Origin of the sequence: Oceanicella actignis, assembly GCF_008124525.1 — a bacterium.
Classification (GTDB): Bacteria; Pseudomonadota; Alphaproteobacteria; order Rhodobacterales; family Rhodobacteraceae; genus Oceanicella; species Oceanicella actignis.
In genome coordinates, this window is sequence record NZ_VNHJ01000002.1 from 1 (window position 1) to 20,137 (window position 20,137).

Annotated in this window: 19 protein-coding genes, 1 tRNA gene and 1 other RNA gene; 18 read left to right on the top strand and 3 right to left on the bottom strand. The window is 73.5% G+C overall.

Features of this window, described 5'->3' with window-relative positions; genetic code table 11:
- On the top strand, window positions 1-848 hold an 848-nt coding region (locus LY05_RS02725), incomplete at its 5' end, for an elongation factor Tu (protein WP_148922026.1).
- A gap of 284 nt (window positions 849-1,132) precedes the next feature.
- On the opposite strand, the gene LY05_RS02730 is transcribed toward LY05_RS02725, so the two are convergent.
- Window positions 1,133-1,206 (bottom strand) — tRNA-Gln (locus LY05_RS02730).
- 117 nt (window positions 1,207-1,323) lie between these two features.
- Here LY05_RS02730 and ssrS point away from each other — a divergent pair.
- Window positions 1,324-1,482: non-coding RNA, 6S RNA (ssrS, locus tag LY05_RS15640), on the top strand.
- A gap of 108 nt (window positions 1,483-1,590) precedes the next feature.
- A complete protein-coding gene (locus LY05_RS02735; RefSeq protein WP_072748189.1) occupies window positions 1,591-2,166 on the top strand; it encodes a 5-formyltetrahydrofolate cyclo-ligase in 576 nt (191 codons plus the stop codon).
- 3 nt (window positions 2,167-2,169) lie between these two features.
- On the opposite strand, the gene LY05_RS02740 is transcribed toward LY05_RS02735, so the two are convergent.
- Complete coding sequence (locus LY05_RS02740) at window positions 2,170-2,988, bottom strand: TIGR00282 family metallophosphoesterase (protein WP_148922027.1); 819 nt, start codon at window positions 2,986-2,988, stop codon at window positions 2,170-2,172.
- A 206-nt stretch (window positions 2,989-3,194) separates the two neighbouring features.
- Here LY05_RS02740 and LY05_RS02745 point away from each other — a divergent pair, with 206 nt between their 5' ends.
- The 15 genes from LY05_RS02745 (at window position 3,195) to LY05_RS02820 (ending at window position 19,036) form a co-directional block, all read left to right on the top strand.
- Window positions 3,195-4,910, top strand: coding sequence for an SLC13 family permease (locus LY05_RS02745; RefSeq protein ID WP_148922352.1), 1,716 nt, complete (start codon window positions 3,195-3,197; stop codon window positions 4,908-4,910).
- A gap of 76 nt (window positions 4,911-4,986) precedes the next feature.
- Complete coding sequence (locus LY05_RS02750; protein ID WP_072748186.1) at window positions 4,987-5,733, top strand: YebC/PmpR family DNA-binding transcriptional regulator; 747 nt, start codon at window positions 4,987-4,989, stop codon at window positions 5,731-5,733.
- Window positions 5,734-5,823: 90 nt separating this feature from the next.
- On the top strand, window positions 5,824-6,327 hold the full coding sequence (gene ruvC / locus LY05_RS02755) for a crossover junction endodeoxyribonuclease RuvC (protein WP_072748185.1): 504 nt from the start codon (window positions 5,824-5,826) through the stop codon (window positions 6,325-6,327).
- A gap of 13 nt (window positions 6,328-6,340) precedes the next feature.
- Window positions 6,341-7,066 (top strand): Holliday junction branch migration protein RuvA, encoded by a 726-nt coding sequence (gene ruvA / locus LY05_RS02760; protein WP_148922028.1) that lies wholly within the window; start codon window positions 6,341-6,343, stop codon window positions 7,064-7,066.
- Between the two features lie 37 nt (window positions 7,067-7,103).
- The gene (gene ruvB / locus LY05_RS02765) at window positions 7,104-8,147 is read left to right on the top strand and encodes a Holliday junction branch migration DNA helicase RuvB (protein WP_148922029.1); all 1,044 of its coding nucleotides are present in this window, start codon (window positions 7,104-7,106) and stop codon (window positions 8,145-8,147) included.
- 58 nt (window positions 8,148-8,205) lie between these two features.
- Window positions 8,206-8,601 carry a tol-pal system-associated acyl-CoA thioesterase gene (ybgC, locus tag LY05_RS02770; protein WP_148922030.1) on the top strand — a complete coding sequence of 132 codons (396 nt, stop codon included), beginning with the start codon at window positions 8,206-8,208 and terminating at the stop codon, window positions 8,599-8,601.
- 187 nt (window positions 8,602-8,788) lie between these two features.
- A complete protein-coding gene (tolQ, locus tag LY05_RS02775; RefSeq protein WP_072748181.1) occupies window positions 8,789-9,487 on the top strand; it encodes a protein TolQ in 699 nt (232 codons plus the stop codon).
- Between the two features lie 3 nt (window positions 9,488-9,490).
- Window positions 9,491-9,949 carry a protein TolR gene (gene tolR / locus LY05_RS02780; protein WP_148922031.1) on the top strand — a complete coding sequence of 153 codons (459 nt, stop codon included), beginning with the start codon at window positions 9,491-9,493 and terminating at the stop codon, window positions 9,947-9,949.
- Window positions 9,946-11,202: a hypothetical protein gene (locus LY05_RS02785; RefSeq protein ID WP_148922032.1), complete on the top strand. Its 1,257-nt coding sequence runs from the start codon at window positions 9,946-9,948 to the stop codon at window positions 11,200-11,202. The genes tolR and LY05_RS02785 overlap by 4 nt, the downstream gene beginning before the upstream one ends.
- 14 nt (window positions 11,203-11,216) lie before the next feature.
- The gene (tolB, locus tag LY05_RS02790; protein ID WP_148922033.1) at window positions 11,217-12,545 is read left to right on the top strand and encodes a Tol-Pal system beta propeller repeat protein TolB; all 1,329 of its coding nucleotides are present in this window, start codon (window positions 11,217-11,219) and stop codon (window positions 12,543-12,545) included.
- A gap of 73 nt (window positions 12,546-12,618) precedes the next feature.
- Window positions 12,619-13,149, top strand: coding sequence for a peptidoglycan-associated lipoprotein Pal (gene pal / locus LY05_RS02795; RefSeq protein ID WP_148922034.1), 531 nt, complete (start codon window positions 12,619-12,621; stop codon window positions 13,147-13,149).
- Window positions 13,150-13,160: 11 nt separating this feature from the next.
- Complete coding sequence (locus LY05_RS02800; RefSeq protein WP_170258783.1) at window positions 13,161-13,850, top strand: tetratricopeptide repeat protein; 690 nt, start codon at window positions 13,161-13,163, stop codon at window positions 13,848-13,850.
- Window positions 13,847-15,118 (top strand): tRNA lysidine(34) synthetase TilS, encoded by a 1,272-nt coding sequence (gene tilS, locus LY05_RS02805; RefSeq protein WP_148922036.1) that lies wholly within the window; start codon window positions 13,847-13,849, stop codon window positions 15,116-15,118. The genes LY05_RS02800 and tilS overlap by 4 nt, the downstream gene beginning before the upstream one ends.
- A 759-nt stretch (window positions 15,119-15,877) precedes the next feature.
- Complete coding sequence (gene ftsH, locus LY05_RS02815; RefSeq protein ID WP_072748174.1) at window positions 15,878-17,797, top strand: ATP-dependent zinc metalloprotease FtsH; 1,920 nt, start codon at window positions 15,878-15,880, stop codon at window positions 17,795-17,797.
- 102 nt (window positions 17,798-17,899) lie between these two features.
- The gene (locus tag LY05_RS02820) at window positions 17,900-19,036 is read left to right on the top strand and encodes an iron-containing alcohol dehydrogenase (protein ID WP_148922038.1); all 1,137 of its coding nucleotides are present in this window, start codon (window positions 17,900-17,902) and stop codon (window positions 19,034-19,036) included.
- An 18-nt stretch (window positions 19,037-19,054) separates the two neighbouring features.
- Here LY05_RS02820 and LY05_RS02825 read toward each other — a convergent pair whose 3' ends face one another.
- Window positions 19,055-20,077: a type II CAAX endopeptidase family protein gene (locus tag LY05_RS02825; protein WP_148922039.1), complete on the bottom strand. Its 1,023-nt coding sequence runs from the start codon at window positions 20,075-20,077 to the stop codon at window positions 19,055-19,057.
- Window positions 20,078-20,137: the final 60 nt, after the last annotated feature.

Genomic DNA, 20,137 nt, shown 5'->3' on the forward strand with positions numbered 1-20,137 from the left:
AGACGCGCGAGCACATCCTGCTGGCGCGCCAGGTGGGCGTTCCGGCGCTGGTGGTGTTCCTGAACAAGGTGGACCAGGTCGACGATCCCGAGCTGCTCGAGCTGGTCGAGATGGAGGTGCGCGAGCTGCTGTCGTCCTACGACTTCCCGGGCGACGAGATTCCGATCATCGCGGGCTCGGCGCTTGCGGCGCTCGAGGGCCGCGACCCCGAGATCGGCGAGAACAAGATCCGCGAGCTGATGGCGGCGGTCGACGAGTACATCCCGACGCCCGAGCGTCCGATCGACCAGCCCTTCCTGATGCCGATCGAGGACGTGTTCTCGATTTCGGGCCGCGGCACGGTGGTGACGGGCCGCGTCGAGCGCGGCGTGATCACGGTCGGCGACGAGGTCGAGATCGTGGGTCTGCGTCCGACCAAGAAGACGACCTGCACGGGCGTCGAGATGTTCCGCAAGCTGCTGGACCGCGGCGAGGCGGGCGACAACATCGGCGCGCTGCTGCGCGGCATCGGGCGCGAGGACGTCGAGCGCGGCCAGGTTCTGTGCAAGCCGGGTTCGGTGACGCCGCACACCAAGTTCGAGGCCGAGGCCTACATCCTGACCAAGGAGGAGGGCGGCCGCCACACGCCGTTCTTCACCAACTACCGCCCGCAGTTCTACTTCCGCACCACGGACGTGACCGGGACGGTGAAGCTGCCCGAGGGCGTCGAGATGGTGATGCCCGGCGACAACCTGAAGTTCGAGGTCGAGCTGATCGCCCCCATCGCCATGGAGGAGCGCCTGCGCTTCGCCATCCGCGAGGGCGGCCGCACCGTCGGCGCCGGCGTCGTCTCGAAGATCATCGAGTAAGCGCGCCATCCGCGGGGCCGCGAGGCCCCGCCTGGCGCAGCGCCCCGCCGGTTCCGCCGGCGGGGCGTTTTCGTGCGCGCCGTTTGCCGATGAGGGCCGGCGCCAGGCCCATGCCGCGCCGCCGGTGGCGGGCGGTCGCAACGCTATCCGTGCGACGCCGGCGCCGGGCCCACGCCGCGCCCCCCTTCGCCGCCAAGGAGCGCGCATGATTCGCGCGCCACGGCTGGACCGAGGCGCAGCGGTCATCGATGTCAGGACGTCGCTTGGAAAACGCTTGGGCGTTTTGGCTGGGGAACCTGGATTCGAACCAGGACCGACGGAGTCAGAGTCCGCTGTTCTACCGTTAAACTATTCCCCAACGGCGTGTGGCGGCTCAGATATCGGCTGCGGCCGGCAAGGTCAAGAGGGGGCGCGCGAAAAATCCTGCGCGACGGGGCTTTTCGAGCCGCGCCCGGCGGCCTATCTAGACGGCAGGCGGGTTCTGTCCTTCTCGTCAGGGGCCCTAGATCCTGGTGGCCTAAGCATTCTCGCGGGAGCTGGCTCTGCGACTGGCCGTGGCCTATCGCACCTGGCGCCCACCTGGTTATCCAGGCTCGCGAGGATTAGACGCCTCGACGGTCGCGACGGGCCCGCCGCCCCCGATTCCGCCCCTGACGCCGCCCGCGCCGCACATGCCGCGCGGTCGACGCCGCAGGTCGCTTTCGGCGCAGTCCCGCGCCGCGCAGCAAGGCACCTTCGCTTCATGAACACGCATGATACGCTTGGCCAGCTCAAGGCCGCCGCCCGCGCCGACGCCTTCGCGCGCCGCGCCGCCGCGCATGGCGTCGCGGACCCCGCGCCTGCGCAGCGCGCGCTGATGGCGCTGCTCGAACCGCTCGGCCCGCGCGTGGTCGCCGGCTACATGGCCATGCGCACCGAGATCGACCCGGCCCCGGTCATGGCCGCGCTGCATGCGCGCGGCGCGCGGATCTGCGTGCCGGTGATCGAGGGGCGCGGCCGGCCGCTGCGCTTTCGCGAGTGGACGCCCGACGCGCCCATGGTCCCCGGCCCCTTCGGCGCGCGCGTGCCGGCCGAGGGCGACTGGCTCGAGCCCGACGCGCTGATCGTTCCGCTGGTGGCGTTCGACGGAGGGCTCAACCGGCTGGGCTATGGCGGGGGCTTTTACGACCGCACGCTGGCCGGTCTGCGCGCCGCGCGGCCGACCTTCGCAGCCGGGTTCGCCTACGCCGCCCAGCAGGCCGAGGCGCTGCCGCTCGAGCCGACCGACCAGCCGCTGGACGCCATCGTCACCGAGGCGGGCGTGCTGCGCCGCGGCTGACGCTCAGAGCTCGGGAAGCGCGGGCGCCAGCTTGCCGCCCACGCGCAGCGGCGCGACGCTGCGGGCGAGGCCGGTGGCGTCGTCGGTCTCGACCACGACGCCCGACAGCGTGGCCTCGCCCGTGGCGGGCTCGAACCGGCCCTTGGGCAGGCCGGTGACGAAGCGGCGCATGGGCTCGTCGGGCTTCATGCCGATGACCGAGTCGTAGTCGCCGCACATGCCCGCATCGGTCATGTAGGCCGTGCCGCGCGGCAGGATCATGGCGTCGGCGGTGGGCACGTGGGTGTGCGTGCCCACGACCAGGCTGGCGCGCCCGTCCAGCCAGCGGCCCATGCCCATCTTCTCGGACGTCGCCTCGGCGTGGAAATCGACGATGACGGCGTCCACGCCCCCGCCCAGCGGCGCGGCCCTGAGCGCGGCGTCGAGCGCCGAGAAGGGGTCGTCATAGGGGCGGCTCATGAACACGCGCCCCAGCGCCTGCGCCACGGCCACGCGCCGCCCGCGCGGCGCCTCGAACACGCGAAATCCCGCCCCCGGCGCGGCCTTGGCGATGTTGAGCGGGCGCAGCACGCGCGGCTGGCGCTCGATGTAGGACAGCATGTCGCGCTGGTCGAAGGCATGGTCGCCCAGCGTGATCGCATCGGCGCCGGCCTCGAGCAGCTTGTCGGCGATCGCGCCGGTCAGGCCCGCGCCCGAGGCGGCGTTCTCGGCATTGACGACCACGAAGTCCAGCTTGAGCCGCTCGCGCAGCTCGGGCAGGCGCGCGGCGACCGCTTCGCGGCCGGCCCGGCCCATGACGTCTCCGAGGAACAGAATTTTCATGCCCTCGGACTAGACCAGCGCGCCCCGCTCCGCAAGCGCCCGCCAAGGGAGGGTGCGCAAGAACGGGTTACACGGCCCGCGCGAGGCGCTAAGTTCGTCCGCCGGCGGCCCGGCCCGGCCGCGCCTGCATCGGGAGAACGCGAAGCGTGACGAGCTTCTTCATCGACAACGCGGCGGCCCTGGCGTCGCTGCTGGTCGTCGCGGTCATGTTCGCCGCCTTCGTGGCCGAGAAATACCCGGCCGAGGTGGTCGCCATCGCCGGCGTCGCGGCCCTTCTGGCCATGGGCGTGCTGCCCGTGTCGGGGCTGCTCGACGCGGTCGCCAACCCCGCGCCGATCACCATCGGCGCCATGTTCGTGCTGTCGGGGGCGCTGGTGCGCACCGGCGCGCTCGAGGCGTTCACGCGCTTCGCCTCGCAGCGGGTCGAGTCGCATCCGAACCTGACGCTGGCCTGCTTTGCGCTGTTCACGCTGTTCGCCTCGGCCTTCATGAACAACACGCCGGTCGTGATCGTGCTGATCCCGGTGGCCGTGCGGCTGGGCAAGCGGGTCGGGGCGCCTGCCTCCAGGCTGCTGATCCCGCTCAGCTACGTCGCCATTCTGGGCGGGATGTGCACGCTGATCGGAACCTCGACCAACCTGCTGGTCGACGGCGTGGCGCGCGCCGAGGGGCTGGCGCCGTTCACGCTGTTCGAGATCACCCCGCTGGGTCTGGCGCTGGCCGCGTTCGGGCTGCTGTATCTGCGGATCATGGCGCCGCGCCTTTTGCCCGACCGCGAATCGCTGGCCGATTTCCTGACCGACAAGAAGGCGCTGCGCTTCTTCACCGAGGTGGCGGTCCCGCCGGGCTCGCCGGTGATCGGCCAGCCGGTGCTGAAGGTGGACCTGTTCCGCCGCGACGGCATGCGCGTGATCGACGTTCTGCGCGGGGACGAGTCGCTGCGCCGCGACCTGGCCTCGGTGGTGCTGCAGGAGGGCGACCGCGTGGTTCTGCGCACCGGCGTGGACGAGCTGCTGGGCCTGCGCGATTCGCGCGCCCTGGCGATGGTGGACAAGCTGTCCGAGAAGAAGACCGTCACCGTCGAGGCGCTGATCGGCCCGGGCTGCCGCCTGATCGGCCGCACGCTGGGCCAGCTGCGGCTGCGGCGACGCTATGGCGTCTATCCGCTGGCCGTCCACCGGCGCAATCAGAACGTGGGCACGCAGCTTGACGACGTCTATGTGCGCGTGGGCGACACGCTGCTGCTCGAGGGCGACCCGGAGGACATCAAGCGCCTGGCGGACGATGTGGGGCTGGTCGACATCTCGACCCCGACCGAGCGCCCCTACCGCCGCGACCGCGGGTGGATCGTGCTGATGGCGCTGGCCTTCGTGGTGCTGTCCTCGACGCTCGAGCTGCTGCCCATCGTGGCGGCGGCGATCATCGGCATGGCGGCGGTGCTGATCACGCGCTGCATCGACGCCGACGAGGCCTTCGAGTTCATCGAGGGCCGCCTGCTGGCCCTGATCTTCGCCATGCTGGCCGTCGGCGCGGCGCTGCACGATTCGGGCGCGGTGTCGCTGATCGTGGACGCGCTTGCGCCCAGCTTCCAGGCCATGCCGCCGGCGCTGGTGCTGTGGCTGATCTACCTGATGACCTCGGCCCTGACCGAGATGGTCTCGAACAACGCCGTGGCCGTGGTGGTCACGCCCATCGCCATCGGGGTCGCGCATGCGCTGGGGGTCGATCCGCGGCCCTTCGTGGTGGCGGTGATGATGGCCGCCTCGGCCAGCTTCGCGACGCCGATCGGCTACCAGACCAACACGCTGGTCTATGCGCCGGGCGGCTACCGCTTCACCGATTTCGTGCGCATCGGCCTGCCGCTGAACCTGATGCTGGGGGTTCTGGCCTCGCTGCTGATCCCGCTCATCTGGCCGTTCTGAGCGCGCCGCCGCCTTGACCGCGGGGCGCGCGCTTCCTAAAAGCGCGGGGTTCACCGCACAAGACGAGGGTTCACGCATGGCCGGCCATTCCAAATGGGCGAACATCCAGCACCGCAAGGGTCGCCAGGACGCGGCGCGCTCGAAGCTGTTCTCGAAGCTCGCCAAGGAGATCACCGTCGCCGCCAAGCTGGGCGACCCCGATCCCGACAAGAACCCGCGTCTGCGCCTGGCCGTGCGCGAGGCGCGCGCCAACTCGGTGCCCAAGGACGTCATCCAGCGCGCGATCAACAAGTCGCAGGGCGGCGACGCCGAGAACTACGAGGAGATCCGCTACGAGGGCTACGCCCCCGGCGGCGTGGCGGTGATCGTCGAGGCGCTGACCGACAACCGCAACCGCACGGCCTCGTCGGTGCGCTCGATCTTCTCCAAGCATGGCGGCAATCTGGGCGAGACGGGCTCGGTCGCCTTCATGTTCGACCGCAAGGGGCAGATCGTCTATCCCGCCGCGGCCGGCTCGGCCGACCAGGTCATGGAGGCCGCCATCGAGGCGGGCGCCGAGGACGTGGAATCGGATGACGAGAACCACGTCATCTGGTGCGAGGCCACCGAGCTGGCCGAGGTTTCGGCCGCGCTCGAGGCCAGCCTGGGCGAGGCCGAGACCGCCAAGCTGGTGTGGAAGCCCAACATCACCAACGAGCTCGACCTCGAGGGCGCGCAGAAGGTGATGAAGCTGATCGCCGCGCTCGAGGACGACGACGACGTGCAGAGCGTGACCGCGAATTTCGAGGTCTCGGACGAGGTCATGGCCCAGCTGGCCGGATGAGCCGCGCGCCCCTGTTCCGCGTTCGCCTTTCGTGCTAACCCATCGGTTGCGGGCCGGATCGGGCGCCCGCGGCGGACAGGAGCGGCGCGGATGCGCGTGATCGGCATCGACCCGGGATTGCGGCGAACCGGCTGGGGGGTGGTTGACGTGGCCGGCGCCCGCCTGACCCATGTGGCCAACGGCGTCTGCGCCTCGGAGGGGCCGGACCTGGCCCAGCGTCTGCGCAGCCTTTACGTTCAGCTGACCGAGGTCATCGCGCGCCACGCGCCCGACCAGGCCGCGGTCGAGCACACCTTCGTCAACAAGGACGCCGCCGGCACGCTCAAGCTGGGCCAGGCGCGCGCCATCGCGCTGCTGGCGCCGGCCATGGCGGGCGTGCCCGTGGCCGAATACGCGCCGAACGCGGTGAAGAAGACCGTGGTCGGCGTGGGCCACGCCCAGAAGGCGCAGGTCGAACACATGGTCCGCCTGCAGCTGCCGCGCGCGGACATCGCCGGCCCGGACGCGGCCGACGCGCTGGCCATCGCGCTGTGCCACGCCCATCATGCGCGCTTCGGCGGGCGGCTGGCGCAGGCGCTGGCCGCGGCGCGCTGAAGGGGGGCGGGGCATGATCGGCAAGATCACCGGGCGCATCGACCACATCGCCGAGGATCACGTCCTGATCGAGGCGGCGGGCGTGGGCTATGTGATCCATTGCTCGGCGCGCACGCTGCGCCAGCTGCCGCCGGCGGGCGAGGTGGCCGCGCTCTACACAGAGCTGCTGGTGCGCGAGGATCTGATGCAGCTTTTCGGCTTCGCGACCCTGCTGGAGAAGGAATGGCACCGCCTGCTGTGCTCGGTGCAGGGGGTGGGCGCCAAGGCCGCCCTGGCGATTCTGGGCGAGCTGGGCCCCGAAGCCCTGTCGCTGGCCATCGCGGCGGGCGACGCGCGGATGATCCGCGCCGCGCCCGGCGTCGGGCCCAAGCTGGCCGCGCGCGTGGTCAACGAGCTGCGCGACAAGGCGCCGGCGCTCATGCACCGCGCCGCGCCCCCGGCCCGGCCGGCGGCGCCGCCCGTCCCGCCGGCCGAGGGCGCGCCCGAGGCCGCCGACGCGCCCCCGGCCGGAAGCCGCGCGCGCCGCAAGACCGCCGCCAAGGACCCCGCCGCCGCCGAGGCGCGCGCCGCGCAGCTGCGCGCCGCCGAGGCCCGCGCCGCCGCGCTGGCGGCGCTCAGGGGCGTGGGCTTTTCGGCCGCCGAGGCCGCCGCCGCCGTCGCCGAGGCCGCCGATCGGCACGAGGGCGACGAAAAGGCGCTGATCGAGGCGGCGCTGCGCAAGCTGGCGCCGAAGACATGAGCGCGCATTTCCCCGCATCCCGCAAGGCGCCCCGCCGATGAGCCAGACCGACCGCATCGTCAAGCCCGACCCCCTGCCCGACGAGGGCGAGGACCGCGCCCTGCGCCCGCAGAAGCTGGCCGATTTCGTCGGCCAGGCCAAGGAGCGCCGCAATCTCGAGGTCTACATCGAAAGCGCCCGCCGCCGCGGCGGCGCGCTGGATCACGCGCTGTTCTACGGCCCGCCGGGGCTGGGCAAGACGACCCTGGCGCAGATCGTCGCGCGCGAGCTTGGCGTGAACTTCCGCATGACCTCGGGCCCGGTGCTGGCGCGCGCGGGCGACCTTGCCGCCATTCTGACCAATCTCGACGCGGGCGACGTGCTGTTCATCGACGAGATCCACCGCATGAACCCCGTGGTCGAGGAGGTGCTCTACCCCGCCATGGAGGATTTCGCCCTTGACCTGGTGATCGGCGAGGGGCCGGCCGCGCGCACCGTGCGCATCGATCTCAAGCCCTTCACCCTGGTCGGGGCGACGACGCGGCTGGGGCTCTTGAGCACGCCGCTGCGCGACCGTTTCGGCATTCCGGTGCGGCTCGAATTCTATTCGGTCGAAGAGCTGGTCAGCATCGTCACGCGCGCGGCGGGGCTGCTGGGCGTGCCGGCCGAGGCCGACGGCGCCGAAGAGATCGCCCGCCGCGCCCGCGGCACGCCGCGCATCGCCAACCGGCTGCTGCGGCGGGTGGTGGATTTCGCCGTGGTCAAGGGCGACGGCCGCATCACCCGCGCCATCGCCGACATGGCGCTGACGCAGCTCGGGGTGGATCATCTGGGGCTGGACGGCGCCGACCGGCGTTATCTGCGCCTTCTGGCCGAGCACTACGCCGGCGGCCCGGTCGGGGTCGAGACCATCGCCGCGGCGCTGTCGGAATCGCGCGATGCGCTCGAAGAGGTGATCGAGCCCTTCCTGCTTCAGCAGGGCCTTTTGCAGCGCACCCCGCGCGGGCGCATGCTGGCGCCGCGCGCCTGGCGCCATCTGGGGCTCGAGCCTCCGCGCGACGGCTCGGCCCAGGGCGCCCTGTTCGAGGACGACGCGCCATGAGCGCGCGGACCCCGGCGGCGCGCATCCCGGGCGAAGCGGCAGCATAGGACCGACGCGCATGCACGCCATGGACATCCGCATCTATTACGAGGACGTCGATTTCGGCGGCGTCGTCTATTACGCCAACTACCTGCGCTTTTTCGAGCGCGGCCGGACCGAGGCGCTGCGCGCGCTGGGCGTCGATCAGACCGCGCTCAAGGATGCGGGGCTGGTCTTCGTGGTGCGCCGATTCGAGACCGACTACCTGCGGCCGGCGCGCTTCGACGACCTGATCCGCATCGAGACGCGCGTGCTGCGCGTGGCCGGCGCCTCGGTCGAGATGGCCCAGCGCGCCCTGCGCGAGGGGGTCGAGCTGGCCCTCGCGCGCGCGCGCATCGCCTGCATGACGCTCGACGGGCGGCCCGCCCGCCTGCCGGCCGATCTGCGCGCCGCGCTGGCCGCGCTGGCCGGCTGAGGCGGCGCGCCCGAAAATCGCCGCCTCGGCGCCGCCCGGGCGCCGCGATGCGGGGCGCCGGGCTCTGGTTTCGCGCCGGGCGATGCTCTATCATCCCGCCACAAGGAAGGCGCCGGGCTTGACAACGGCGCCCGGCGGCGCTCAGGGCGCGAGCAGGCCCGCGCGCCGCGAAACATGAGGCAGGCGGATGGAAGCCGATACCCTGGCGGCCGCGCGCGAGCTGGATTTCTCGCTCGTCGCGCTGTTCCTGAGGGCCACGCTGGTCGTGCAGCTGGTGATGGTCCTGCTGATCGTCGCGTCGGTCTGGTCGTGGGCGATCATCATCGCCAAGTCCATGGCCTTCGCCCGGGCGCGGCGGCAGGCGGACGCGTTCGAAGAGGCGTTCTGGTCGGGCCGGCCGCTTGACGAGCTGGCCGAGCGGCTGGGCGACGCGCCCCCCGGCGCGATGGCGCGCGTCTTCGTCGCCGGCATGGCCGAGTGGCGCAAGTCGCACCGCGAGACGGGGCTGATCCCCGGCGCGTTGCAGCGCATCGAGCGCGCCATGCGCGTCGCCGTCAACCGCGAGGCCGAGGCGCTGGAGGCGCGGCTGGGCTTTCTGGCCACGGTCGGCGCCACGGCGCCCTTCGTGGGCCTGTTCGGCACGGTGTGGGGCATCAAGAACAGCTTCGAGGCCATCGCCATGCAGCAGAACACCAATCTGGCCGTGGTCGCGCCCGGCATCGCCGAGGCGCTGGTGGCCACCGCGCTGGGCCTTCTGGCGGCGATCCCCGCGGTGGTGGCCTACAACCGCCTGTCGGCCGAGGCCGACGCGCTGATCGGGCGGATGGAGAATTTCGTGGACGAGTTCGCCGCGATCCTGTCGCGTCAGCTCGAGCTGGAGGGCTGAGCGATGGGCGCGGGGCTGGTCTCGCGGCGGTCGGGGCGCGGGCGGCGGCGCAGCCGTCCCATGTCCGAGATCAACGTCACGCCCTTCGTGGACGTGATGCTGGTGCTGCTGATCATCTTCATGGTCGCCGCGCCGCTTCTGACCGTGGGCGTGCCGCTCGAGCTGCCGCGCACCGCCGCCAACCCCCTGCCCCAGCCCGACGAGCGGCCGCTGACCATCCAGCTGGCCGCCGACGGCCGCGTCTTCGTGCAGGATGAAGAGGTTGACCCCGCGCGTCTGCCCGCCCTTCTGGCCGCGCTGGCGCGCGAGCGCCGCGACGAGAAGGTCTATCTGCGCGCCGATCAGGGCCTGCCCTATGGCCGGGTGATGGAGGTGATGGGCGCGCTCAACGCCGGCGGCTTCCGCTCGATCGGGCTGGTCGCCGATCCCGCGGCGCCCGCCTCAGGGGACAAGGCGGGGTGAGCGCGGCGGCGGCTCATGGCGGCCCGGCGCCGGGCGACGAGCCGCTCGGCCGCGCGCTTGCGCTTTCGGCGGGGCTGCACGCGGCGCTGCTCGCGGCGGCCTTGCTGGGCGGCGTGTTCGGCGACCCTCCGCCCGAAGAGCCCATGCGCCTGACCGAGGCCGAGGTGATTTCCGGCGCCGCCTTCGAGGCCGCCCTGTCCAGCGCGCCGGCCGCGCCGGAGGCCGAGCCGCCCGCCCCCCTCGCGCCGCCCGAAGCCGACGCGCCGGCCCAGGCCGCGCCCGCCGATGCGCCGCCCGCCCATGACGCCGCCCGGGACGCCGCCGCGCCGCCCGCCCCCGACGCGGCGCCGGATCTGAGCGCGCTGACCCGCGCCGCGCCGTCGGCCGATGCGCCCCCGCCGCGTCCCGCGCCCGACGCGCCGGCCGAGGCCGCGCCGCCGCCGCGCGGCGTCGCATCCCTGGCGCCGCCCCTGCCGGCGGGGCCGCGCCGCCTCGACGCGCCCGAGCGCCAGGGCCCCGCGCGGCTCGACGCCGCCCCCTCGCGCGCGGCGGCGCGCGTAGCGCCGACGCCGTCCGAGGCGCCGGACAACGCCGCAACGGCCGAGCGCGCCGTCCCCGAGGCCGCGCCCGTTCCGGGCGCCCAGACCCCGCCCGAGCCCGCGCGCAAGGCCGCCGCCCCGCCCGAGGCCGCCGACCGCATCGTGACCGAGGCGGACGAGACGTCCGAGCGCCTGGCGCCCGCGCCCGTCGCCATGGCGCCGCCGCCGGGCCGCCCCGAGGGTCTTGCGCCGCCGGTCGAACAGCCCGCGCCGACCCCGCCAGCGCCCGCGCAGACCGCCGCGGCCGATGCGCTCGCGCCCGCGCCCGCGTCCAAGGCGGCGGGCGGCGCGGCCGCCGCCCCCGCGCCCGCCGCCCTTCCGGTCGGCCCGCCCCTGACCCGGGCCGAGCTGGACGGCCTGCGCGCGGGCATAGAGAGCCGCTGGCGCAAGGGGCAGATCATGAACATGGCCAATTACGAGGAGCTGATCGTGACCGTGCGCATCACCCTCGACCCCGAGGGCCGCATCGTGGGCGACCCCGAGCCGGTGACCGAGCTGCGCGACGCGCGCTTCCGCCGCGCCTTCGAGTTCGCCGCGCGCGCCCTGCGCCAGGCCGCGCCCTTCCGTCTGCCGCCCGAGAAATACGCGCGCTGGCGCGTCATCGAGGTCACATTCAACCCCGCCCGCGGCGTGTCGGGCGTCGGTTCGGGATGAGGAGAGGCGAGCACATGAGAGCATTCATCGCATCCGTCGCCGCGCTGCTGCTGGTCCTTGCGGCCGCGCCCCAGCTCCGCGCCCAGGACTCGGCGCCGGGGCCGCTGCGGCTCGAGATCAGCGAGGGCGTGATCGAGCCCATGCCCATCGCCCTGCCGCCCTTCGGCGGCCCCGACGGCGCCGTGCTGGGCGAGCAGGTGCGCCGCATCGTCAAGCGCGATCTCGAGGATTCGGGCCTGTTCCGCGTGATCGACGAGGCCGCGTATCTTGAGCGTCCGGCCGGCGCGGACATGCGCCCCAACTTCGCCAACTGGGCGATCCTGAACGCCGAGGCGCTGATCATCGCCGACGCCCAGGTCGAGCCCGACGGCCGCCTCGCGGTGCGCATGCAGCTTTGGGACGTGTTCGGCGAGCGCGCGCTGGGCGACGGGCTGGGCCTGCGCGCCTCGCCCGAGGCCACGCGGCGCGTGGGGCACAAGCTGGCCGACGCCATCCACCTGGCGCTGACCGGCGAGCCCGGCTATTTCGACAGCCGCATCGCCTATGTCGCCGAGACGGGGCCGAAGAACGCGCGCGTCAAGCGCATCGCCATCATGGACCAGGACGGCGCCAACCTGCGCTACCTGACCGACGGCGGCGACCTGGTTCTGTCGCCGCGCTTTTCGCCCGACGGGGCCTATCTGGTCTATCTGAGCTACAAGGGCGGCCATCCGCGCGTGCGCATCATGGACGTGCTGACCGGCCGCGACCAGGATCTGGGCGGCTTTCCCGGCATGACCTTCGCGCCGCGCTTCTCGCCCGACGGGCGCAAGGTGCTGCTGTCGCTTGCGCGCGGGGGCGACTCGGACATCTACGAGATGGACCTTGCCAGCCGCGAGATGCGCGCCCTGACCTCGGGCCCGGGAATCAAGACCTCGCCCAGCTATGCGCCGGACGGGCGGCGCATCGTCTTCGAAAGCGACGCGGGCGGCACGCAGCAGCTCTACGTCATGGACCTTGGGGGCGGCGCGCCGCGGCGCATCAGCTTCGGCGAGGGGCGCTACGGCACGCCCGTCTGGTCGCCGCGCGGGGATCTGATCGCCTTCACCAAGATCCTGCGCGGCCGCTTCCATGTCGGCGTCATGCGCCCCGACGGCGCCTCCGAGCGCCTGCTCACCGCCAGCTTCCTGGACGAGGCGCCCGTCTGGTCGCCCAACGGACGGGTCCTGCTGTTCTTCCGCGAAACCCCTGGCCCCAACGGCGCGCCCGCCCTGTGGCGGGTGGACGCGACCGGGCGCAACCTGCGGCGCGTGCCGACCGCGACGCCGGCGTCCGACCCTTCGTGGTCGGCGCTTCTGCCCTGACGCCGCGCCGCCCGGGCGGCGCGGCCCCGAACGAATCCGGGCGCCTGCGCGCCCCACAGGAGGAGATCTCATCATGACCCGATTCAACCTCGTTTCGCGGCTGATCCTCGCCGCGACCCTTTCGGCGGCGCTGGCGGCGTGCTCCAGCGACGAGGCCGCGCGCGGCGGCGCCGATGCGGCGGCGGGCGCCGGGGCCGGCGCCGGCGGCGCGACGGCGGCCGGGCAGCTCGACCCCGGCAGCATCGAGTATTTCCGCACCGCCGTCGGCGACACCGTCTGGTTCGACACCGACAGCGCGGCGCTGAGCGCCGAGGCGCAGCAGACGCTGCGCCGGCAGGCCGACTGGCTGCTGCGCAATCCGGGCATCAACGCCGTGATCGAGGGCCATGCCGACGAACGCGGCACCCGCGATTACAACCTGGCCCTGGGCGCGCGCCGCGCCACGGCGGCCCGCAACTTCCTGATCGGCGAGGGCGTGGCGCCCGAGCGCCTGACCACCGTCAGCTACGGCAAGGAGCGTCCAGTCGCCCTGTGCTCGGACGAAAGCTGCTGGCGCCAGAACCGCCGCGCGGTCACCGTCGCGGCCGGCGCGCCGCTGAGCTGATGCGCGCCCTCATGCGCGCCCTGGCCGGCGCCGGACTGGCGTCGGCCATTCTGGCGGCGGGGCCGGCCGCGGCGCAGCAGGCGGCGGGCGGCGACGCCTACGCCCGCATCCAGAAGCTCGAGGAAGAGATCCGCCGCCTCAACGGGCGCGTCGAGCTGCTCGAGAACCAGCTGCGGCTGATCGCCGAGGATGGCGGGCGGCGCCTGAACGACGTCGAGTTCCGCCTGACCGAGCTCGAAGGCGGCGACGTCTCGGTGGTGGGCGAACCCATCCCCCTGGGCCGCGAGGGCGCCGCGCCCGCCGGCGCGCCCGCCGTCGCGGTGACCGAGCAGGCGGCCTTCGACGCGGCCCGCGCCGCGCTGCAAGAGGGCGACGCGGCCAAGGCCGAGGCGCTGCTGGCCGCCTTTCTGCGCGATTTCGGCGACGGGCCGCTGGCCGACGAGGCGCGCCTTCTGCTGGGTCGCGCGCAGCTGGCGCAGAACAAGCTGCGCCCCGCGGCCGAAACCTTCCTGGCCGCGACCACGGCCGCGCCCGACGGCCCGCTGGTGGCCGAGCACCTGCTCGAGCTGGGGCGCACGCTGGCGCTTCTGGGCCAGCGCGACGAGGCTTGTCTGACCTTTGACGAGCTCTTGCGCCGGCGTCCCGATTCGGCTCCGGCCGAAGCGGCCCGCAAGGAGCGCGAGGGCCTTGGCTGCCCATGACGCCCCCTGACGGGGCGGCGGCGCGCATCGCGGCGCGGCTCGACGCGCTGGCGCGCGGGCCGCTGGGGGTGGCGGTCTCGGGCGGGGGCGACAGCATGGCGCTGGCCGCGGTGGCCGCCGAATGGGGGCGCGCGCGCGGCGTCCGCGTCGAGGCGGCGACCGTCGATCACCGCCTGCGCCCCGAATCGGCCGACGAAGCGGCCTGGACGGCGGCCGCCTGCGCGCGGCTTGGCGTCCGGCACGAGACGCTGGTCTGGCAGGCGCCGCCCGCGCGCGGCAACCTGCCCGCCCAGGCGCGCGAGGCGCGCTACGCCCTGCTTGGCGGATGGGCGGCGCGGCGCGGCCTGGCGGCCGTGGCGTTGGCGCACACCCTCGACGACCAGGCCGAGACGGTGCTGATGCGGCTTGCGCGCGGCTCGGGGGTCGATGGGCTGTCGGCCATGGCCGAGCGGATCGAGCGGCGCGGCATGGTCTGGCTGCGCCCGGCCCTGGCCGAGCGGCGCGCGGCGCTGCGCGGCATCCTGCGCGCGCGCGGCCAGGACTGGCTCGAGGACCCCACCAATCGCGACCCCGCCTTCGCCCGCGTGCGCGCGCGCCATGCGCTCGAGGCCCTGGCGCCGCTCGGGCTGGACGCGGTCGGGCTGGCCGCGGCCGCGACGCGCCTGCGCGCCCAGCGCGAGGTGCTCGAGGACGCGGCGCGCGCGCTGGCGGCGCGGGCGCTGCGGGTCGGCCCCGCGGGCGAGGCGCGGATCGACCGCGCGGCCTATGCCGAGGCGCGCGCCGACACGCGCTATCGGCTGCTGGCGGCGACGCTGGCATGGCTGGGCGGCGGGCGGCGGCCGCGGCAGGCGGGGCTCGAGCGCGCGGACGCCGCCATCCTGGCCGCCGCGCCCGGGGTGACCCTGCATGGCTGCATGATCCTGCCCGCCCCGGCGCGCCTGCCCGGCCTGGCCCTTGTCTGCCGCGAGTCGCGCGTCCTGACCGCGCCCGTTCCCGCGCCCGGCCCGTGGGAGGGCTGGAGCGCCCCGGGCGCGCCGGCGGATGCCATGATCGGGCCGCTCGGGGCCGAGGGGCTGCGCGCGCTCGAGGAGGCAAGGCGCCGCGGCGAATGGACGGCGCCCGAGGATTGGTCTCGCCTGCCGCGCCCGGCGCGCCTGGCGGCGCCGGCGCTCTGGCGCGCCGGGCGGCTGGCGGCGGCGCCGGGCGCGGGCCATGCGGCCGCGGGCGCCGAGGGCTGGCGCCTGTCGCGCGCGCCGCTGGCGCTCTAGGCGCGCGGGCCTGGCCTCCGGCGGCCGCGAAAGCCATCCGGGCGCCCGACGGCGCCGCGGGTGGGATGCGGCGGCTTCGGGTCCAGCGTCGAGGGGCGCAGCGCCCGGCGCCAGGCGCCCCAAGCGTCGGCGCGTGCGCGATGAACGCGCGCCTTGGGCGCCTGCGCTCGGCCCGCGCGGCGCCGGCCCCCGTGGGCTGCAAGCGCCGATGCCGCCTTTGCCGCGCGCCGGTCGGATGTGGCGTCATCGCGCGCCTTGCGACCTTGCCCCCTCGCAGGCGGGGGCGTCGAATGCCGCGATCAGCGGTTTGCCGCCCTAGCCCCCACGCACGCGGGGGCGTCGGAAGGCGGGGGCGTCGGAAGAACGAGGCCGTCAATCCCACGCAAAACGACCTCGCTCCCGCGTGCGCGGGGGCGTCGGCCCCCGGGGACGGAAAGCGCCGTTCGGGCCGCCGGGGCCGCCCGCCGGCGTGGCCCGCAGATGCCGCCCTTGCCGCGCGCCGGCCCGGCCCTGGGCCATGGCGCGCCTTGCGGTTTCGCCTCCACGCGTCCCCGGCGTCGAGGCCGGCGCGGCGCATAGTTCGGGCGAATCGCCCCCCGGATATGGTCTTGGCGGGCCGGACATGCGATGATCGCGCCATGCCGCGCCGTTCGGACGCGGCGCCGCGGGCGTTGATTCCGCGCCGCGAGGGAATATCTTGCCGCAAGCGGCCGCCGCCCGGCGTGCGGCGACGGGCTTGCAGCTGACGGAGATCGGATTTTGGGCAACGCGAAGAACCTGGCCTTCTGGGCGGTCGTCATCCTGCTTCTGGTGGCGCTGTTCAGCGTCTTTCAGGACGGCGGCGCAAGCCGCCAGGGCGCGCGGATCACCTTCTCGGACTTCCTCGAAAGCGTCGAGAACAACCAGGTGGCCAGCGTCGTCATCGACGGCGAGCGCATCGCCGGGCGGCTGACCTCGGGGCAGCAGTTCCAGACCGTCCAGCCGCGCAACGCGGACATCCTGGACGACCTGCGCGCCCATGGCGTCGAGATCATGGTCGAGCCGCAGGAAAGCTCGGGCCTGCTCAGCACGCTGGGCTTCTGGCTGCCGATGCTGATCCTGATCGGCGTGTGGATCTTCTTCCTCAACCGCATGCAGGGAGGCGGGCGCGGCGGCGCCATGGGCTTCGGCAAGTCGCGCGCCAAGCTGCTCACCGAGCGCACCGGCAAGGTCACCTTCGACGACGTCGCCGGCATCGACGAGGCCAAGGAGGAGCTGGAAGAGATCGTCGAGTTCCTGCGCAACCCGCAGAAATACTCGCGCCTGGGCGGCAAGATCCCCAAGGGCGCGCTGCTGGTCGGCCCGCCGGGCACCGGCAAGACGCTGCTGGCGCGCGCCATCGCCGGCGAGGCGGGCGTGCCCTTCTTCACCATCTCGGGCTCGGATTTCGTCGAGATGTTCGTAGGCGTCGGCGCCAGCCGCGTGCGCGACATGTTCGAGCAGGCCAAGAAGAACGCCCCCTGCATCGTCTTCATCGACGAGATCGACGCCGTCGGCCGCCACCGCGGCGCCGGCTATGGCGGCGGCAATGACGAGCGCGAGCAGACGCTCAACCAGCTGCTGGTCGAGATGGACGGCTTCGAGGCGAACGAGGGCGTGATCCTGATCGCCGCCACCAACCGCCCCGACGTGCTCGACCCCGCGCTGCTGCGCCCGGGCCGCTTCGACCGGCAGGTGACGGTGCCCAACCCCGACGTGGGCGGGCGCGAGAAGATCCTGCACGTGCATGCGCGCAAGGTGCCGCTGGCGCCGAACGTGGATCTGAAGGTCATCGCGCGCGGCACGCCCGGCTTCTCGGGCGCGGATTTGGCCAACCTGGTCAACGAGGCCGCGCTGACCGCCGCGCGCCTGGGCAAGCGCCTTGTGACCATGGAGGATTTCGAGACCGCCAAGGACAAGATCATGATGGGCGCCGAGCGGCGCTCGATGGTCATGACCGAGGACGAGAAGCGCCTGACCGCCTATCACGAGGCGGGTCACGCCATCGTCGGGCTGAATGTGCCCCAGCACGATCCCATCCACAAGGCCACCATCATCCCGCGCGGCCGCGCGCTGGGCCTTGTGCTGTCGCTGCCCGAGCGCGACCACCTGTCGGTGTCCAAGACCAAGTATGAGTCCAAGATCGCCATGGCCATGGGCGGCAAGGTGGCCGAAGAGCTGGTCTTCGGCCCCGAGAACGTGACCTCGGGCGCGGCCTCGGACATCCAGCAGGTCACCCGCATCGCCCGCGCCATGGTCACGCAGTTCGGCATGTCCGAGCGCCTTGGGAACATCGACTACGCCAACGAGCAGCAGAGCTTCCTCGGCGCCTACCAGGCGCCGGCGCACATCTCGCCCGAGACGCAGGAGATCATCGACGAAGAGGTGCGCCGCATCGTCGATCAGGGCTACGAGACGGCCAAGCGCATCCTGACCGAAAAGCGCGAGGATCTCGAGCGTCTGGCCCAGGGCCTGCTGGAATACGAGACCCTGACGGGCGACGAGATCCACAAGGTGCTGCGCGGCGAGCCGCTCGACCGTTCGGACGACGGCGGCGCGCCGCCCGCGCCCGAGGGCTCTGCGCCGGGCGTGGTCTCGATTCCCAAGGCGGGCAAGCGCCCGCGCGACGACGGCGGCATGGCGCCTCAGCCCCAGGGCTGAGGGCCGCCGCCCCTCCGCGCCCCGCCGCGCCGCTGGACGGCGGCGGCGCGGCGATCTAGGCTTCGCCCGATTGCGAAACGGTTTTCCGCGTCGGAGGAGCCCATGACCCCCTTCACCTTCCGCACCACCCCCGCCATCCTGTCCGAGCCGGGGGCCACGGCGCGCATCGGCGCGCTGGCGGCCGATCTGGGCGTGACCCGCGCCGCCTTCGTCACCGACCGCATGATCCTGGATCTGGGCCTGGCGCAGCCGGCGCTGGACGGTCTGGCGGCGGCGGGCATCGAGGCGACGGTGTTTTCCGACGTGGTCGCCGATCCGCCCGAAGAGGTGGTTCTGGGCGCCGTCGCGCGCGCGCGCGAGGCCGGCTGCGACGGCGTGGTGTCGGTGGGCGGGGGCTCGTCCATGGACACGGCCAAGCTGGTCGCGCTGCTGCTGGTCAGCGACCAGCCGCTCGAGCAGATCTACGGCGTCGATCAGGCGCGCGGCCGCCGCGCGCCGCTGATCCTGGCGCCGACCACGGCGGGCACGGGGTCCGAGGTCACGCCGATCTCGATCGTCACCACCGGCCAGGCCGAGAAGAAGGGCGTGGTCGCGCCGCAGCTTCTGCCCGACTGGGCGGTGCTGGACGCCGACCTGACGCTGGGCCTGCCGCGCGAGGTCACGGCCGCCACGGGCGTGGACGCCATGGTTCACGCGATCGAGGCCTACACCAGCCGTCACCGCAAGAACCCCGTCTCGGACGCGCTGGCGCGCGAGGCGCTGCGCCTTCTGGGCGCGAACATTCGCCGCGTGTGCGACAACCCGCGCGACCGCGAGGCGCGCGCGGCCATGCTGCTGGGCTCGATGCTGGCGGGGCAGGCCTTCGCCAATGCGCCGGTGGCGGCGGTCCATGCGCTGGCCTATCCGCTGGGCGGGCATTTCCATGTGCCGCACGGGCTGTCCAACTGCCTGGTGCTGCCGCATGTGCTCGAATACAACATGCCGGCCGCCGAGGCCCTTTACGCCGAGCTTGCGCCCATCGTCTTCGAGGGCGCGCGCGGCGCGGCCGATCTGGTCGAGGGGTTCCGCCGCCTTGCGCCAGAGATCGGGCTGAAGACGCGGCTGTCCGAGGTCGGGGTGGGCCACAACCACCTGCCCATGCTGGCCGAGGACGCGATGAAGCAGACGCGGCTTCTGGTCAACAACCCGCGCGAGATGACGCTGGAGGCCGCGCGGGCGATCTACGAGGCGGCGCTCTGAGCGCCCGCGCCGAAGGCGCTAGGGGCGCTCGGGCGGGGCGGGGCGGCGCGTCGCCTCGCCCGGCGCGTAGATCTTCATGGGAAGCGGCTCGGCCGGGCGTCCGGCCGACTGCGTGGCGCGCTTGTGCGCCTTCCACTCGCGCAGGAAACGCAGATCCATGCGCGCCATGAAGACCGTCGCGCCCAGGAACATCACCGCGATGTAGGTGTAGATGGCGGCGCGCGCGTCCATGCCGGGCGGGTAGACGAACAGGGCCAGCCCGCTCAGATGCCGCTCGGGCGAGACGATCAGCAGGTTGACCAGATTCGTGCCCAGATGCAGCCCGATCGCCCCGCCCAGATTCGCCGTGCGCGAGGTGACGGCGGCCATGACCAGGCCGAACACGAAGTGATACCAGCTGATCCCGAGCGGACCCGCCGCCGCCGGATGGGCCATGGCGAACAGCGCCGAGGGCAGCACCGACCACCCCAGGATCGACCAGGTGCGCGCCGCGATCTGCTGCAGCAGATAGCCGCGGAAGAACAGCTCCTCGGCGGCCGCCTGAATGAAGATCATCGGCGCCGCCGCCAGCGCCAGCGGCGCCCAGACCCCGAGCGGCGCCAGCGCGAAGGTCTCGGGGCCATGCCGGTGCAGGATCGGCAGCCAGGCCAGCGCCCCGACCCCGAGCGAAATGCCCAGCCCGATTCGGAAGTGGCGCCAGTTCACCCGCCCGTCCGGCCCGAACAGCGTCGCGCCCGGGCGCCGGTGCAGCACGCGCACCACCAGCCACAGCGCGGGCCATACGCCCAGAAAACCGACCAGCGTGCCCAGCATGTCCGCCGCCCCGGGCGGGATCAGCGTCGCCAGCGGCCCGCCCTCGGCCATGGCGGTGAAAAAGCCGCGCCGCGCCAGCGCGCCGAAGCCGATCGCCAGCCCCGCCGCCAGCGCCGCGCCCAGCGCCGTGCGCCAAAGCTCGGCCCGCGCCTGCGCCGGCGCGCTGAAGGCACGCAGCGGGTGCACGAAGGGCCGGGGCGGCGGCGATGGCGGGGTCTGGCTGCTCACGAGGCGCAAACTAGCGCCGGCCCCCCGGCGCGTCCATGCCCCCCGGCGCGCTTGCGCCGG

Coding starts and splice junctions, on each gene's coding strand:
- LY05_RS02735 (WP_072748189.1), top strand. CDS start 1,591: ATGAACACGCATGATACGCTTGGCCAGCTCAAGGCCGCCGCCCGCGCC.
- LY05_RS02740 (WP_148922027.1), bottom strand. CDS start 2,988: ATGAAAATTCTGTTCCTCGGAGACGTCATGGGCCGGGCCGGCCGCGAA.
- LY05_RS02745 (WP_148922352.1), top strand. CDS start 3,195: ATGTTCGCCGCCTTCGTGGCCGAGAAATACCCGGCCGAGGTGGTCGCC.
- LY05_RS02750 (WP_072748186.1), top strand. CDS start 4,987: ATGGCCGGCCATTCCAAATGGGCGAACATCCAGCACCGCAAGGGTCGC.
- ruvC (WP_072748185.1), top strand. CDS start 5,824: ATGCGCGTGATCGGCATCGACCCGGGATTGCGGCGAACCGGCTGGGGG.
- ruvA (WP_148922028.1), top strand. CDS start 6,341: ATGATCGGCAAGATCACCGGGCGCATCGACCACATCGCCGAGGATCAC.
- ruvB (WP_148922029.1), top strand. CDS start 7,104: ATGAGCCAGACCGACCGCATCGTCAAGCCCGACCCCCTGCCCGACGAG.
- ybgC (WP_148922030.1), top strand. CDS start 8,206: ATGCACGCCATGGACATCCGCATCTATTACGAGGACGTCGATTTCGGC.
- tolQ (WP_072748181.1), top strand. CDS start 8,789: ATGGAAGCCGATACCCTGGCGGCCGCGCGCGAGCTGGATTTCTCGCTC.
- tolR (WP_148922031.1), top strand. CDS start 9,491: ATGGGCGCGGGGCTGGTCTCGCGGCGGTCGGGGCGCGGGCGGCGGCGC.
- tolB (WP_148922033.1), top strand. CDS start 11,217: ATGAGAGCATTCATCGCATCCGTCGCCGCGCTGCTGCTGGTCCTTGCG.
- pal (WP_148922034.1), top strand. CDS start 12,619: ATGACCCGATTCAACCTCGTTTCGCGGCTGATCCTCGCCGCGACCCTT.
- LY05_RS02800 (WP_170258783.1), top strand. CDS start 13,161: ATGCGCGCCCTGGCCGGCGCCGGACTGGCGTCGGCCATTCTGGCGGCG.
- tilS (WP_148922036.1), top strand. CDS start 13,847: ATGACGCCCCCTGACGGGGCGGCGGCGCGCATCGCGGCGCGGCTCGAC.
- LY05_RS02820 (WP_148922038.1), top strand. CDS start 17,900: ATGACCCCCTTCACCTTCCGCACCACCCCCGCCATCCTGTCCGAGCCG.